This window comes from Flavobacteriales bacterium (assembly GCA_016713875.1).
Classification (GTDB): domain Bacteria; phylum Bacteroidota; class Bacteroidia; order Flavobacteriales_F; family PHOS-HE28; genus PHOS-HE28.
This window is the reverse complement of sequence record JADJOI010000003.1, coordinates 3141419-3157643: the sequence shown is the minus strand read 5'-3', so window position 1 is coordinate 3157643 and position 16225 is coordinate 3141419. Positions and strand designations below refer to the sequence as shown.

The following is a 16225-nucleotide window of genomic DNA, read 5'->3' as shown; positions in this document are numbered from 1 at the left end:
CCCCGGCCGTTCCGCAGAACGCCGGGGCGCCGTCCTGGTCCGTTCCCACGCAGGAACGGACCCACCGCTCACCTCAGAAGCGGACCGCCGCGCCGAGGTTGATGATGCTGACGCCATAGCCGAGCTCGGCATAGGCGCCCACGTTGCGCGTGAAGAAGTAGCGCGCCCCCACGAAGGTGCTCCAGTCGCCATAGCCGCGGCGCGGCCGGCTGTTGGTGCTGTAGGTCGTGGTCTCGCCGTTCACCGTGCGGGTGCTCTCGTTGCGGTAGCCCACGATGGCGTAGCCCAACATGACACCGGCGTACAGGTCCAGCTTGTGCGCGGGCACGTATTCGCTGAGGTGCCAGGCCACGCGCGCGCCGATGGTGGTGCGGGTCCAGCGCTCGTCGTAGGTATAGGTGACGCTACCGTAGCTGTCCTCCTCCAGGCGGCGCGTCCAGCGGTGGGCCAGGAAGCCGCCCACGCCGATGACACCGGGTCCGGCCTTGACCACGCCCCCCTCGGCACTGAGGCAGAAGGTGGGGCTGTTGCTGTAGTGGTCGTTGTAGTTGCCGTAGTAGCCGGGGCGCACGCCGCCCAGACCGATGCCGGCGTTGAGGGCCACGTGACCCTTGCCGAAGGCCGGGGCGGGATCGGCGTCCTGCGCGGGCGCCAGGTGGGGTGTGATCCCGCACAGCGTGCTGGTGAGGAGAAGAAGGCGGAAGGTGGCTTGCGTGTTCATGGTGACCAGGGTGTTTGTGTGGTTCGTCGAGTGCGACGGGTCAAAACTCCCCTGGTGGGCTGCGCTTTCCTTGTGCGGCAGAGGATCCGGTGGGGCTGGGTGAGGATCCGGTGGAAAAGGAAGCGGCGCCCGGTGGGCGCCGCCTCTTGCCTGCGATCTCGCGCCGGTCAATGCGTGAAGTACCACCGCGCACCGAGCAGCACGGTGTGGTAATGGTCGCGGAAGGTGACGTCGAAGTGCGTGTCCAGATTGGCGGAGCGGCCGCTGGGGTCGGTGGCGTAGGTGCGCTTGCCCATGCCGTTGAAGCTGTACTCCACCTGCGCGGTGAGCTGCTTCCAGATGTGGCGCTCCAGGCCCAGGCCCAGGTTCCACCCCACCGCCACACGACCTTCGTCCACCTCGTGGTAGTCGCTGCTGCCGGGTGAGTCCATGTCATAGCGGTAGCGCACCGTGCCGAAGGAGAGGCCCAGCCCGCCGAAGGCGAGCCACTGATCCTTGAGCACCACGCCGGCGCGGGCCCGCAGCAGGCCAAAGAAGGTGAGGCGCTGGTCGCGCTCCTCACTCACGGCGACGAACGGGGTGGAGGCCGAAAGCGCATGGTCCTCCTCCGCCTTGGCGCTGGAACGCATCAAGGCCAACGACCCGCCCACGACGAAGTTGCCCATACGCCGGTCGTAGCCGCCCTGCACACCGAAGACCGGACCGGTCATCAGCCGGGTGTACTTGGTGCGGATGCGTTCGTTCTCGAACGCGGGGTTCCAGAAGGCCTGCGAACGGTCGTCGGTGCCGTTGGAGACGGTGGTGTTGCCACTGCCCAGTGCGGGGCCCAGCAGCACTCCGGCATGGAAGCCGACCCACGGGCCTCCGGTGGTCTCCTGGGCGCGGGCGCTCCATGGAGCGGCGGTCATCAGGGCAAGAAGTGGGATCGTACGGAGCATCATGGGATCAGTGTTTGAGGATGATGGTGGTGGCGATCGAGCCGTTGGTGGTGAAGGCCCTGATCACATGGAGCCCGGGCGAAAGGTCGCCGATATCCAGCGACCCGAGCGCTTCGGTACGCCCGCCGGTGATCACCCGGCCATCCGCCGCGATCAGGTCCACGGCCACGCCCGCCCCGAGGTCGGGCAGGAACACCTGGTCGGTGGCCGGGTTGGGGAAGGCGCGCAGGCTGGTCGACCGCACGAGCTCCGGGACCGCGGTGGTCGCGTCCTCCCAGTGGATGCGGAACCCTGGTGCCCATGCCTGGGCAAGCACGTCCCATACCGTATCCACCGTGTTGTACAGGCCGTCCCCGGCCGGGTCCAACAAGGTCCACCCCTTCAGTTCGAACGCACCGCCCGGGGGCCTGCTTTCGCGATCAATGCGGTCCTGAAAGCCCTGGGCATCGTAGGTGTAGGTGCGTCGTTCACCCTGCTCCGTGGTGGCGAACAGCTCGATCTTGGTGACCTGCCCGACCCGTCCGTCCGTGTCGTAGATGATCATGGTGCTGTCCGTGGTGACCCACACCACACCCAGCGTGTCCGCCACGATGCCGATGGGCCGGTCCAGCGGATCATTGGTCACGCGATCGCGGGATCGCAGGACGGGCACTCCCCCATCATGGACGAAATGGAGCAGGCTGTCCTGGGCGCCGGTCGGCCCCCTGAACACGTTCACACTGCGCGTCAGTTGCCAGGCCCCGGAGAGCCAGGTATAGCGCTCGGCCTGCGCCAAACTGTCCTGCGCATCATAGCCGTACACCGAACTATCCCCGGCCAGGATCGTGCCCATGAGCTGGTCGAACGCCAGGTATGTCCACGTGGCGCGCTGGCCTCCTGAGGTCCATGTCGTTGTGATCCGACCGGCCAGGTTCCAGTTCCCCGTTAGCTGGTCGAACACGTTATAGTCCCGGGTCGTCTCGCGACCTTGAGCATCAAAGGTGACCACGTATTGGGTGATCGTGTCCCACTGTCCCGCGTTGACGAATTCGGCATAGCCGATGCGGTGGTGCTGGCCGATGGCCGATGCAGCGATCAGAAATGAGAGGGCTGTGCATGCAGCATGTCGAGCGATGTTCATGGTCGTGTTGAGTTGGTCGTTCGGATGAGGGTTGACTTGGAGCTTTGCAGGGGTGTGATCGATCAATGGATCATTCGTTCACGCCGAAGGCGAAGACCTTCTGCCCGTTCATGAAGGCGTACTCGCCGGCGGCCAGCGGTGCGTCAAGAGCGATCTCGTACACCTGGTCGCCCAGGTGGGTGAAGGCGATGCGCATGCGGTTGTCGGTGACCTCGCTGCTCGAGTGGTGGTAGAAGGCGTGGCTGCTCTTGCTCATGTCCACGTACCGGTCCTTGCGGGCGCCGCGCACCTCGAAGCGCACCAGCTCGATGATGTCCGACGGGTCCTGCCCCGGATAGGTCTTCACCACGAAGCGGGGCAGGGCGGTGGCCGCGAAGCGCACGTTGGAGCGGTCGCCGGGGATCTTCTTCGATGAGACGCGACCGCCGAAGCCGCCGTAGCCGCCGCCGGAGGAGGCGTTGCTGGCCTCCTGTTTCTCCAGGGGTTTGTAGCTGCCGTCGGTCTCGCGGGTGTACACCTGGTGCAGGAACTCGGGGCCGCCGGCGGCGGGTGCGGCCTCCGCCGGGCGCTGGGCGGAGCCGCCGGCCGTGTACACGTATGGGTTGGCCAGGGCCTGCTGCAGCGCCAGGATGCGGGCGGCGTCGTGATGGTCGATCGCTTCCTGCAAGGCCACCCAGTTGGCGCGGTCGCGCTGGAGCCCGGCGGCGGCGGCGTAGTTCTGTTCGGCGGCGGCCTGGGCGATCAGGCGGTCCAGCTGGCGGATGTGCGCCTCCAGCCCTTCGGTCTGGGCCGCTAGGGATGTGGCGGTGAAGAGGAGCAAGGCGGCGAGGCCGCGGACGAAAGGGGTGCGGAGGGAAGGGATGCGGGTGGCCATGGGTGCTTCGGTTGATGGGTGATCGTGCGGTGACGGACCAAAATTCCAGCGGCCGCACGGCCCCTTCCATGGCGATCGAGGATCCGGCAGGGTGGAGCGAGGATCCGGCACCCAGCCCGGCCTGCGTTCTAGGTTACAGGCGCTCCAGCACCTCCATGAGCTCGGCCTTCTGCCTCCGGCTCACCGGCAGGTTGGCGCCGTCGCTCATGATCACCTCGCCGCCCTCGCCCTTGACGTAGCGGCGGATGTGCTTGCGGTTGATCAGGTGGCTCTGGTGGATGCGCACGAAGCCCTGCCCGCCGAGGAAGGCGTCGAACTCGCTCAGCGGACGGCTCACCACCAGCGGCTTCTTGTCGCCTCGCACGTTCACCGAGGTGTAGTTGTTGTCGCTGGTGCAGTACAGGATGTCGTCCAAGTGCACCACCACCAGGCCGCCCGCATCGGGCAGCGCCAGCTGGCGGTCGCTCATCAGCGTGCCCAGCAATGGTGCGATGCGGTCCGGTGCGGACGCATGGCCGACGCGCTCGCGCACGGCCTTGTTCACCGCGTCGTCCAGCTCCTCGGGGTCGATGGGCTTCAGCAGGTAGTCCAGCGCGTTGAAGCGGATGGCCTTCACCGCATAGCTCTCGTGCGCGGTGGTGAACACCACCTGCGGACGCAGCGGGGCGACGGCCTTCAGCAGATCGAAGCCGGTCATGTCGCCCAGTTCTACGTCCAGGAAGAGCAGGTCCGGACGCTTGTCCTTCACCAGCGCCACGCCACCGGGCACATCGGCCGCGGTGCCCACCAGGTCCAGTTCGGGATGGCGGCGGCGCAGCAGGCCTTCCAACGCCATGATGCAGATCGCTTCATCGTCGATGATCGCCGCCGTGGTCCGGTTCCCGCTCATGGGCAAACGCGATCAGCACCGCGCACCGCAAGCTACCATCCGACCCGCGTTCGGCCAAGCGGCACGGCCAGCGACGGGACCTCCGCGGACCTAAGCCGCCAATTCCAGCGGCAGGTGGATCTCCACCCGCGTGCCCACCGGCACGTCCACATACGCGAAGCCGGCCGATGCGCCCTTCTGCTTCCGCACCAGGTCCAGCCGGCTGCGCGTGATGGCGGTGCCCAGGCTGGTCTTCTCCTTGCTGACCGCGCTGCGCGGTTGCGCGCGGCCCACGCCATCGTCCTCCACGCGGATGCACAGCTGACCCTCCCATCGCTCCACATGCACGGCGATGTGGCCGGCGCCCTCCTTGCCCGCCACGCCGTGCCAGATGGCGTTCTCCACGAAGGGCTGCGCCAGCAGGGGCGGCACCAGCACGTCCGCAGGGTCCAGCGCGGGGTCCACCCGGATGCTGAAATCGAACTTGCCCTGGGCGCGGATGCGCTCCAGCTCCATGTAGGCGCGCAGCACCTCCAGGTCCTTGTCCAGCGGCACCTCGGCGAAGCGGCTGTTCTCCAGCACGGCGCGCATCAGCCGGGCGAAGCGCGCCAGGAAGCTCTGGGCGCGGTCCGGATCGTTGCCCTGGATGAAGCCGGCGATGGAGTTGAGCGCGTTGAAGATGAAGTGCGGGTTCATCTGGCTGCGCAGGGCCTGCGTCTCGAAGCGGGCGGCCTCGCGTTCGAGCTCGGCCGTGCGCCGCGCGAACTCCTGCTTCCGGCGGCGGCGGTCCAGCACGAAGGCCGCCCCACCGCCCAGCACCAGCAGGACCCCGCCACCCGCGGCCGCCAGGGTGCGCGTGCGCTGCCGCTCGATGCGTGAAGCGGCCTCGGCGCGCTCCAGGGCGAGCTGCTGCACGTGGGCGAGGCTGTCGGCCATCTGCTTCTTCTCGAAAGCGGCCCGGGCCTCCAACCGTGCCACCTCATTCATGGTGCTGTCCGTGAAGAGCCGGAGCTGAATGTCCTTCGCCTCCTTGGTCGCCGCAAGTGCCGACCCTGTTCGCCCCCCTGCTTCGTACACCGCAGCCAAGCGGTCCAAAGTCCGGATGGTGTGCTGCTTCTCCCCGACATCACGACAGATGCGGAGCGCCTCTGAATAGGCGCGGTCCGCGTCCTCGAGCAAGCCTTGGCTCCTATGGATGTCTCCGGACACAAGCAGCGCTTCCCGAAGCGTGCTCCGATCGCGCCTCTTCCGGGCCTCCCACAGTGCACTGTCCACCGTCAGGCGGGCACGATGAAGGTCCCCGAGCCGGAGAAATGCCGATCCAATTCCCGTCAGGAAGAGGTCGACGAAACGCTGATTGGCGTTCGCGCGCGCCGCACCCAGCGCCTCCTGCAACGTCTTCAGGTCCGAGCGGACAGATGCTTCGCCGACCATGGCCGATGCACTGTGGATGCGCCCATCCCTGTTCAACCTGAGCAGGGCCATCAGTCCTAGTGTCGTGGTGGAGATATCCTCCATGCCCACGACCATGGCGTACTTCCGCGCATCCGCGTAAGCCGCGTGGGCCTCTTCCGGTCGATGCAAGGCGGCGAGCAGGCTCCCCATGTTCATCTTCAGGACCGCGAGTTGGAGGGTATCGCCCAACGCGGCCAATTTCGTTTCGGACGCGAGGAGGAGATCCAACGCTCCAGCGAGGTCTCCTCGGTTCGTCTTCAGTTCGGCATAGTTCACCGCGCCGGCCTGCCAGATATGCGGGTTGTTCATCACCCAGTCCGAGGATAGGCCTGCCCGGAAAAGGTGGTCCGCACTGTCCACATCCCCGTTCCCCATGTAGGCGATGGCCTGGTCCAGGCGCACCAGTTCGATGATCGGCCTGACGGAACCGGTCGGTGGGGTGCGCAGCACCTCTCTGCCGATGGCAATGGCTGAATCCGGATGACCGGTCATGCTCAGCACGTTCATCAACATCCATCCGGTCTGGGCAAGATCGATGCTGTCGTTCAGGGCGAGGGCCTCGCTACGAGCGAGACGAAGCAGACTGTCCGCGGCAGGGAAGTCGCCCGCTTGAAGGCGGTTCAGGGCCAGATTCATCCACGCATGCATCAGAGGCACACGTGCACCGTTGCGCTCACGATCGGCGATCCGACCCAATTGGTACTGAAGGGCGCTGGTGTCATACCGGGCCTGAAGAACCTCATAGTGCAGGTCTTCGACGTCGTACCGCAGACTGTCCCCTCCGATGCGTGCAGCCGTCGCTTCCGCCTGTTCAAGCAACGCCCATGCACTATCCGGATGGGTGCGGTAAACGGACTTCACGGCTTCACAAAGCACGCGATACCGTGTCGTGTCCGCCTCGGTGGTCTCCGATGCACCACCGCCTCTGTCGCATCCTACGAGCGCGGCCCCGAAGGATGTGACCATGACCACCTGACGAAACGGTCGGCTACATCTACGCAGCTCGATCGTCCGATTGCGGTGGCGCTCCCCCCTCATCGCAACAAGGTCACGTGCCCCACCTTCTCCAGCTCGTTGTTGTTGCCGTCGCTGTAACGCAGCTTCCACACATACACACCGTCCTGGGCGCGCACGCCGCTCACCGTGCCGTCCCACGGCACCACCGTGCCGGCGCACTGGTGGATGAGCTCGCCCCACCGGTTGAAGATGCTGAACGCGCGGAAACGCGCCGCCGGATACACCACCGGGAAGAACAGCTCGTTGTTGCCGTCCCCGTCCACCGTGAAGGCGTTGGGCACGTTCACGCAGGTGGGCGGGTACACCGTGACCTCATCGGTGCTGCTGCAGCTGTCCGTGCTGGTCACCACCAGCGTGAACGCCACGGCGTCCGTGGCATCGGCGGGCAGGTAGTACGGTGGCGCGCGCTCCGCGCTGTAGGGCTGGCCGTTGACGAACCATACGTACGTGCTGTTGGGCGCGAAGGCGGCGTTGAGCAGCACCGTCTCGCAGTCGGCCTGCGGATCGGCCATCAGCACGGCCAGCGGCGGGGCGTTGACATCCACTACCACCCACGTGCTGTCGCGGCAGCCATCCGGGCTCGTCACCGCCAGGGCGATGGTGTCGTTGCCCAGGCCGGACGGCACCAGGCCGCTGCCCGCGGGATCATTGCCGACGAACGCGCCGTTGAGGTACCACCACCAGGCCACGGCGTTGCTGCTGGTGTCGGTGATGGGGATGGCCTGCCCCAGGCAGGCGGGCCCGGGATCGAAGCCGGCCAGCGGGCGTTCCAGCAGGGTGAAGGTCGTGGTGGCCGTGTCCGCGCAGGGGCCCGGCAGTTCGGCCACCAGCGCCAGGGTGTGCGTGCCGGGCGTGCTGTACGGCGTGGCGAGCACCGGCCCCTGCCCCACCAGCTGGCCGTTGATGCTCCACGCGAGCGTGGCCTGCGGCGGGGTGCTCGTGCTGGTGGCCACCAGCTGGGCGGGGTCGCCGCACGGGTCGTAGGGATCGAGCAGCAGGCCGCTCACCGGCGTTTCCAGGCCCACCACGGTCAGGGCCGTGCTGTCGCGGCAGCCGGTGAGCAGGTCCTCCACGGTGACGGTGATCAGCTGGGCGCCCGGTGCGGTGATGGCCTGCGGCAGCGGGCTGGGGCTGTACGACACGGTGTCGCCGCCGAGCGTCCACACATAGCTCAGGTTGCTGCCCGTGGTGCCGGTGGCGCTCAGCGTCAGGTCGAAGGGCACGCAGAACACGGTGTCGGCCACGCTCAGGGCCAGCACCGGGGCCTCCACCACCTCCACCTGGATCGTGTCCGCCGAGGGGCACAGTGTGATGTTGCTCACCACGGTGAGGATCACGTCGTAGGTGCCCGCTGCGGCATACGTGTGCGTGGGGTTGGGGATGGAGTCGAAGCTGCCGTCGCCAAAGGACCACAGCAGGCCCACGAGGCCCGCGCCGCTCGCGCTGAAGCTCACCGCCTCGCCCAGGCACACGGTGGGGTCGCTGAGGGCGTCCACCACCGGCAGGGCCAGCACCTCGATCACCTGCGTGGCCGTGTCCACCCCGCAGCCCAGCGCCACCAGCTGCACGGTGTAGGTGCCCGGATCCGTGTAGGTGAAGGCCGTGTTGGTGCTGATGCTCGTGGTGTTGTTCGCATCGCCGAAATACCAGATGCTGGCCGTGTCGCCCACGCTGAAGTTGGTGAAGGTGCTTGTGACGGGCGCGCAGCCGATCACCGTGTCGGTGCTGAAGAAGGCCGTCACCTGGTTGGGCAGCACGGTGACGGACCAGGTCGCGGTGTCGGCGCCACATTCGTTGTACACCTCCAGGGTGATCGTCCAGGTGCTGTCCTGCACGTACTGGTGGAACCAGGTGGGCGCACCGTTGGTGCTCACGGTGCCGTCGCCCAGCTGCCAGTACGCCGAGTCCACCAGGCCGTAGCTGTCGTTGCCGATGAACACGGTGTCCGCCAGGCAGTAGATCAGTTGATCTGTGCCGAAGGAGGCCACTGGCAGCGGGTGCAGGGTCACCAGCAGCGTGTCGCGATCGGCGCCGCAGAAGTTGCTCTGCTCGTACACCAGCGTGTACAGCGTGTCCGCGAACACCGGCCCCGGCAGGGCGAAGGGTCCCGGCTGCACCGCGTTGCTCACCACCACGCCGTTCACCCACCAGGTGTGGGTGGTGTTCACCATCACCAGGTCGTTGGTCACCTGCACCAGGCCGTCGCCGCAGCTGTCCGCCACGGTCCAGGTGAGCTGTGCGGTGGGCGCTTCGGTGATCACCAGCGGCTGGCTGATGGTGTCGCTGCATCCGGCCCCGGAGGTGGCCACCAGCTGCACGGTGTACGTACCGATGGCCGAGTACACATGCTGGGGGGATTGTTGCGTACTGGGCAGGCTGAGGTCGCCGAAGTCCCAGGTCCAGGTGCACCCACAGGCGGTGCCGTTCAGGAAGTCGACCTGCGCGTTCACGCAGGCGCTGTCAGGCAGGCTGAAGTCCGCCACGGGAATGGGTTCCACGGTGACGGTGGTGCAGTGCGTGCTGTCGCACTCGGTCGCCGGATCGGTGTAGGTGTAGCAGAAGAGCGAAGGGCCCAGCGGGAGCGTGTCGGGGTCGAAGGTGTTCGGCCGGTCCCACACCCCGCCGGCGGGCGTGCCCTGCAGGGTCTGCACGGGGTCGTACACGCACAGCACGAGCGGCGCACCGGCGAAGCTGGGCGGCAGCGGGTCCACCGTGATGTCCACCTGGTCCTGCGTTTCGCACGAGGCCGAGCCGACGGTGTAGGTGAGCATGTACGTGCCCACCACGGCCGGGTCGAAGGCGTAGCCGGGCAGCACGTACGCACCGCTCCAGTCGCCGCCAGGCGGATCACCCACCAGCGGGAAGGGCGCATCGCCGACACAGGCCGAGGTGTCGTTGCCCGCAAAGGCGATGAAGGGTGGCACCACCACGTTGACGGTGGTCCACGCGCTGTTGATGCACTGGGTGTTGGGGTCCTGGTACGTGTAAAGAAGGCTGTCGGGGTCGTTGGGCGGGGTGACGCCATTGGGCGTGTACAGTCCGGACGCGGTGACATTGGGGCCGCTCCACGTGCCGCCCGGGGGCGATGCGGGCAGTTGCTGGGCGAAGGGCTGGTCGCAGAAGGTGGTGTCGATGGTGAGGCTCAACACCGGCAGGGGGTCCACCTGCACAGTGAGCTGGTCGACCACGATGCAGCCGTTGGGGTCGGGATAGGTGTAGGTGAGCAGCTGCGCACCGGGCCCGGCCAGCGCCGGATCGAACAGACCGGTGGCGTTCACACCGTTGCCGCTCCAGGTGCCGCCCAGCGGATTCGGCGCCAGTTGCACGGCCAGGTCGTTCACGCAAAGCTGGTCGTCAAGCCCGGCATCCACGGACGCGCCGGGCACCACCTGCACCTGCACCGTGTCGTCCACCGCACAGGAGCCCGCGCCCACGGTGTAGACCACCAACTCGGTCGAGACCGCACCCGGGGTGAAAAGACCCGCGCCGTTCACCCACGTGCTGTTGCTCCACGTTCCGCCAGGCTGGTCGGCCACCAGCTGAAGGTCGCCGCTGTTGAGGCAGATCAGCGTGTCGGGGCCGGCGGTCACCGGCGCCGGCGGCAGAACCACGGTGACGGTGATGGTGTCGCTGTTGACGCAGCCGTTGAGATCGGTCACCGTGTACACCAGCGTGTCGGGGTCGTTGGCCGGTGTGATGCCGCTCGGCAGGTACTGATCGGGCGGCACCACGTGCGGGCCGCTCCAGGTGCCTCCCGGGGTGATGGGCAGCAGCGTGATGGGGATCGGCTGATCGCAGGCGGTGAGGTCCGGGCCGGCGTTCGCGGCGGGCAGCGGATTCACCGTCACGGTGACATCGAGCTCGCTGATGCACCCGCCCACATCGCCTTCCACGGTGTAGGAGGTGGTGGCCGTGGGCGCCACGACCAGGGTGCTGCCCGAGCCCACCGGCGCGCTGCCGATGGACCAGGTGTAGCTCGTGGCGTTCACCGCGACCAGGGTGCTGCTGTCGCCCACGCAGATCGTCGAGGGGTTCGCCACCACGCCGAGCACGGGCGCCAGGATGATGTTCACGTCCACCGTCGCGGGCGGCCCATCGCACACGCCCAGGTATGCGACCACGGTCCACAGGCCGTCCTCCGCCGGGCCCACGGCCGGGATCACCACGGTGTCCGTCGCAAAGGTCACGCCCAGGGGCGAGGTCCACACGAAGGTGGCGCCGGGCACATTGGTGGCGCCGAGGGTGAGCGGCTGTCCCTGGCAGATGTCGATGGGCCCGGGTGGCACCATGCTGGCCGGTGGATCGGGATTGGCGATCACCGGGTTGCTCGCCGTCACCGGTCCGCACACGCTCGTGACCGTCACGGAGATGGTACCGCTCGCGTTGATCGTCACCGGGCCGGGGATCGGCAGGGTGGAGCTCGACGGCGTGGCCGAGGGCATGCTCCACAGGTAGGTGAGGATGGGCGTGCCGCATGTGGTGTAGGTGGCCGCCGGATTGGCCCCGTCCCCTTCACAAAGCGAGAGCGCACCACCGAGCTGGACCACAGGGTCATCGAACACCGTGACGGTGACCGGCGCGCTTTGCTGCCAGCCGCAGCTATTGAAGGCACGAAGGCGGACCGCGTAGGTGCCGGGCGCGGTGAACTGGATCGACGGCGAGGCGCTGGTGGCGCCGCCATTGGTCCATTGCCAGGCCGCCGTGGCGCCACAGAAGCCCGAGCCGCTCACCACCCAGTCCCATTGCACACTGCAGTTGTCGGTGAGGTCGGTGGTGTTCTGCAGGTTCAACGTCACCGGGTTGCACAGCCCCACCTGCGTGGTGTCGAAGGTGGGTACGAGCGGGGGCTCGATGCAGATCTGCTGAACCAGATCATCTGTTCCGCAGGCCGGATTGTTCACATTCAGCGTTACGTCATAGATCCCTGGTTGTGAAAAGACAACCGTTGCGTTCGGGTTTCCGGGGAATTGTGACAAACTCACTCCGGTCATTGGCGAGACCATCCAAAGCTGAGCGGCCGGATCGCATACCACGGTCTGGGTACCAGGAAGCTGATATGCGTTCTGTCCTTCGGATTGACCGATCAGTTGCACCGTCGCACCCACACAGGCGGGAGATGGGATGATGTCGAAGTCGGCCATTGGTGCCTCGGAGACGGGATAGGGGCCAGAGGTCGTCGTGTACGTATTGCATGGATTGGTCACCGTCACGGTGATCAGGAATGAATTGTTCGGCTGACCACAGGAGGTGTTCGCGTAGACATGGTCATGCGCAGACTGCGGAGGATGCGGAAATGATTGCACCACACCATCTCCCCAGTCTATCGTGTAGGTCGTGCCCGGACTGTTGTTCGGCCCCGGCGTCAATGTGAATGAAAGCTGGTCCCCCGCACAGATCCCACTATAGGAGGCCACTGGAGCGAACGTCGCTACAGGGAACTGCCCGATATAGATGTTGTAGACCTCCGTATCCGAGCAGCCGTTCGCATCGAACACAGTGTAGGTCAGCACGTAGGTGCCAAACCCTGAATACGTGTGGCTCAGGGTGTTCCAGGGCATGGGTAGAACCCCCGTGCCTGTACCGTCGCCCCAAGTGATCGAGTAGGTGGCCCCGGGCAAGGTGGACCCCATTTGCATGAAATCAAAGGCCCACGAACTACCTGTGCAGTATGAAAACGTCGGAACGCCGAAGAAATTCACGAACGTCACACCGTTTCCAGTGATCGCCGTCAAGCTGGCGATGGACGCATTGGTTACATTCAGGAGTTGGGTGTCCGAGCAGGTCGCTCCGGTGGTATCGGTCACCAAGACCGTGATGGTCATTGCTCCAGCACTACTCGGACTGAACTGAGGGGATGAAGTGTTCGTCGCAGAAAAGGTTCCACTTCCCCCGGCGACCGACCAGGTATATGTGAATGGGCTATTCAGGCCCACAACCAACGCCGACAAACCAATGGTGTCCCCCAGACAGGGCGAGGTGTTTGAAGGTGTGATGGTGACGTTGCACTGCCCCACCACCCCACCGCCTGCGCCGACGAGCAGCGCGGCCAGGGCGGCTCGCATGCACCAACGGGGTGAACGGTCCATCCGGTCAAAGTTCGCGGGATCTTTCCACATGCCGCGGGCGTTGCCGTGTCTTGATCCACAGTTCACGGTGGATCAACGATCGCGTCGGGCCTGCGCCGGTGCGTTCTCCTCGGTGCCCCAAGGCCCGGAGCGCCCGGCCCATGCGTCCATGCGCTCGGCGACCGCCTCCAGCAGTTCCGCGGCATCACCGCCCTGCACGTGCAGTTCGGTGCGCTCCGCATGCCCCCGGCCATCGTGCCGCTGCACCACCAGCACCAGCCAGTAGGCGGGCGACTGCCCCATCACCAGGGCGGCGCCGCTGCCGTGGCGGCCTTCGGCGTAGTCCATCACCGTCACCGTGCACGGTGCCGTGGACGGCCCGTGCGGTGCCAGCGCCGCGTGCAGCTGCGCCGCAAGGGTCCGGGGTGCATGCGGCGGCAGGGGCGCGATGGTCACCTGGGCGGTGCTGTGGAGCAGGGTGGCGCAGAACAGGGCGGCGAGGAGGTGCTTGGGCGTCATGGCGTTCGTGTTGATGCCCCAAAGCACCGCCGATCGCCCGGCCCGGGCACGCTCCGCTGTGAGCCCGGCGGCCCCGATCTGGAAAGCGGCGGCTTGGTGCCTGTTGGGGACCTCTTCAACTGCGCTCTCCGGCCCCTTTTCCGCCCATGCTTTGCCGAACAATGGCCCCGTAGGCCCCGCTATGCGACCATTTTTCGGCTGTGCCTGACCACCACATGGTCACGGCGCCCATCATTCAAGACATCCCCAACAGGCCCTCAGGCCTTGCGCGTGTTCACCTCGATGGCCTTGGTGTTGTTGGCCACGGCCACCAACGCGCGGATCTGCTCGGCGATGGCACGGGTGAGGATGATGATCAGGAAGCCGAGCAGCGGACTGGCGATGAGGCCCACCAGGGGCGCATCGCCGGCCATCGCCGTGAACATGTCCAGCGGGCTGCGACCGTGACCGCCGCTGCGCCCCAGCAGCGCCATCACCAGGGAGGCGCCCGTGCCCACGATGGCCATCAGCGTGCCGAACCACTCGCCGCAGGTCTGGAAGAAGTGCGAGAACACCGGCAGCGCCACGAACTCCGACCCCGGGCTGACGAACTGGTTGATGCGGTCCTTGCGGTCCCACCAGAGCTGGAAGCCGATCCACAGACCGAAGAGGCCGAACAGGCCGATGAGGATGCCTGCCACACCACCCTTGAACATCACCGCCAACACCCCCAGGATGCTGAGCAGGTTGAGCGCCGCCAGCACCATGTAGAGGATCCGGAAGGGCTTGCGGAACAGCGCCCCGCCGTCGATGAGCGCGAAGTAGGGCCGCGCGAAGCCGGTGAAGAGGTCCAGCGCCGAAGGGGCCTGTGGGGGCGGTGCGCTGTGGGGGGCGTGCGGTTGGTCCATGCGGGGTGGGGGTTGGGCAGGGGCAGGAGCAGGGGCGGGGGGAGGAGACGAGCTTTCGGGCCGGGCCTCACGCAGAGGTGCAGAGGAAGCAGGGCGAGGGGGTTCTTCCGAAATGGGGACGGTGGTATGGGCAGGTACAGGAGGAGGGGCAGGGGCAGGGGCGGGTGCAGGGGCGGGTGCAGGAGCAGGGGCGGGTGCGGGCCGGGCCACGGGTGCGGCATGGGGCACTGGACGGGGCATGGCCGGGGGTGGCGCGGCCACCGACGGCATGGTGAGCTGTGGCACGATCATCGGCAGCAGGCCCGCCACGGCCGCCGCCACCAGAAAAGCCACGGCCGCCCACAACCCGGTGGCCGGCAGGGCCTCCACGACACCGGCGTCGATGCGCCATGCGGGCAGGCCCTCCTCCGCCAGGCGCGTGGCCCATTGCCAATGCCCGATGGCCAACGCTCCGGCGCCCACGATGCCACAGGCCGCCGTGGCCACCGGCACCCACGCGTGCCGCAGCACCGCGCATAGCGCTCCGGCCAGGGCACAGAGCACAGCGCACACGAGCCAGAGGTCCATTGGCACTCCGGGCTCCTCGGCCGGTGGCCGCACTGGATCGGGAGCACGGTCCGCCTGTTCACGCAGCAACCGGCGCGCCCGGTCCGCCGGGCTTTCATCGGCCGCCGCAGGGGGAGCGGACCGTGGTGTGGGCTCCACGTCCTCCGCGACCTCACCGGTGGCCCAGGCGCTGAGGTCAGGCACCTGGCCCAGCAGACGGTCCCAGCCGCTCTGCTGCCCCACAGGGCCCTCGGCCGTGCGCAGCTCGGCGAAGCCCAGGAACAGGCAGGCCAGGGCGGCGGCGAAGAAGAGCGGTGCGAGCAGGCGGGTCACGGGGTGGGGATCGACAGGATGCGGTCAGGGGGTGCCGAGCAGCTTCTTCTTCTCGGCGTCGTACTCGGCTTTCGTCAGGATGCCGGCGTCCAACAGCTCCTTCAGCTTCTTCAACTTGTCGGCGTTCTCCAGCGCGCTGCCGCCCTTGCTCTCGGTGGCCTGGGCGGAGGTCTTCGGCAGCGGGTCGTTCAGCGCGTCGGTGATGGTGATCAGGAACTGGTCGTTCGAGAAGGTCAGCGACCGGAAGAACCCCGACACCAGAAGGTTCGAGCCCTTGCTGCTCATGACGTTCTTGTCCGAGTTGGTGTACTTCACGATCTGGAAGCGCTTGGTGACATCCGCGTTGGGGTCGAGCGCCGTGTTGGAGATGTTGTACGATCACCCTATATCGCTTCATCCTTGGCTTGAGCGGCACGCGGTCTTCGGTTGGACTCCTCGGCCGAATGCCCGGTGCTCTTCCCGCTCAATCTGCGCGCCCAGCGCTCCTCCAGCTCAGCGACCTCCTCATCGGTCAGGTCGTCCTCCTGGGATTCTTCCTGGCGCAAGTGTATTCGGATCACTTCGAGCACGGAGATTTTCTTCTCCTTGCTGAGCAACTGCTGGATCTCGGCTTGTAGCTGGAGCGCGGCCATGACCTGGTGGTTCGCCCAGTAAAGGTATTCCATCCGAGCCTCGGGTCCGAGGGGACCGCAAGTGCCGAACCGTGTTGTAGGCCTTGAGCCTGTTGCGCATCTGATTCACCTGCAGTCCCGCTCAGTCTTCTTCGGAGATCTATCGTGGGCAAGTGTAGAGTTGCGCGATTTAGGGGCACGGGGGGACGGCACCTGCCCGCAACAGCCCGCCCCAGCCTAACTCCCGCGCCAGAGATCAGGGGGAAGACCC

12 protein-coding genes are annotated in these 16225 nt (G+C 66.8%); 1 reads left to right on the top strand and 11 read right to left on the bottom strand.

Annotated features, from left to right (window positions below; translation table 11 throughout):
- Positions 1-73 precede the first annotated feature (73 nt).
- The 7 genes from IPJ87_14860 to IPJ87_14830 form a co-directional block, all read right to left on the bottom strand.
- Positions 74-721, bottom strand: a complete 648-nt coding sequence (locus IPJ87_14860) for a hypothetical protein (GenBank protein ID MBK7943130.1) — start codon at positions 719-721, stop codon at positions 74-76.
- Between the two features lie 167 nt (positions 722-888).
- The gene (locus IPJ87_14855; protein MBK7943129.1) at positions 889-1662 is read right to left on the bottom strand and encodes a porin family protein; all 774 of its coding nucleotides are present in this window, start codon (positions 1660-1662) and stop codon (positions 889-891) included.
- A 4-nt stretch (positions 1663-1666) separates the two neighbouring features.
- A complete protein-coding gene (locus IPJ87_14850) occupies positions 1667-2779 on the bottom strand; it encodes a T9SS type A sorting domain-containing protein (protein MBK7943128.1) in 1113 nt (370 codons plus the stop codon).
- 70 nt (positions 2780-2849) lie between these two features.
- A complete protein-coding gene (locus IPJ87_14845; GenBank protein ID MBK7943127.1) occupies positions 2850-3653 on the bottom strand; it encodes a hypothetical protein in 804 nt (267 codons plus the stop codon).
- 133 nt (positions 3654-3786) lie between these two features.
- On the bottom strand, positions 3787-4542 hold the full coding sequence (locus tag IPJ87_14840; protein ID MBK7943126.1) for a response regulator transcription factor: 756 nt from the start codon (positions 4540-4542) through the stop codon (positions 3787-3789).
- 90 nt (positions 4543-4632) lie between these two features.
- The gene (locus IPJ87_14835) at positions 4633-6837 is read right to left on the bottom strand and encodes a histidine kinase (GenBank protein MBK7943125.1); all 2205 of its coding nucleotides are present in this window, start codon (positions 6835-6837) and stop codon (positions 4633-4635) included.
- A 173-nt stretch (positions 6838-7010) separates the two neighbouring features.
- Positions 7011-12551: a PKD domain-containing protein gene (locus tag IPJ87_14830; protein ID MBK7943124.1), complete on the bottom strand. Its 5541-nt coding sequence runs from the start codon at positions 12549-12551 to the stop codon at positions 7011-7013.
- A gap of 76 nt (positions 12552-12627) precedes the next feature.
- On the opposite strand from IPJ87_14830, the gene IPJ87_14825 reads away from it, so the two are divergent.
- Entirely contained in the window at positions 12628-12843 is a 216-nt protein-coding gene (locus tag IPJ87_14825) for a hypothetical protein (protein ID MBK7943123.1), read from the top strand.
- A 308-nt stretch (positions 12844-13151) separates the two neighbouring features.
- Here IPJ87_14825 and IPJ87_14820 read toward each other — a convergent pair whose 3' ends face one another.
- The 4 genes from IPJ87_14820 to IPJ87_14805 form a co-directional block, all read right to left on the bottom strand.
- Complete coding sequence (locus IPJ87_14820) at positions 13152-13577, bottom strand: hypothetical protein (GenBank protein ID MBK7943122.1); 426 nt, start codon at positions 13575-13577, stop codon at positions 13152-13154.
- 257 nt (positions 13578-13834) lie between these two features.
- Entirely contained in the window at positions 13835-14410 is a 576-nt protein-coding gene (locus tag IPJ87_14815; protein ID MBK7943121.1) for a hypothetical protein, read from the bottom strand.
- A gap of 957 nt (positions 14411-15367) precedes the next feature.
- Complete coding sequence (locus IPJ87_14810) at positions 15368-15628, bottom strand: SHOCT domain-containing protein (GenBank protein MBK7943120.1); 261 nt, start codon at positions 15626-15628, stop codon at positions 15368-15370.
- Positions 15629-15726: 98 nt separating this feature from the next.
- The gene (locus IPJ87_14805; GenBank protein ID MBK7943119.1) at positions 15727-15975 is read right to left on the bottom strand and encodes a hypothetical protein; all 249 of its coding nucleotides are present in this window, start codon (positions 15973-15975) and stop codon (positions 15727-15729) included.
- Positions 15976-16225 lie beyond the last annotated feature (250 nt).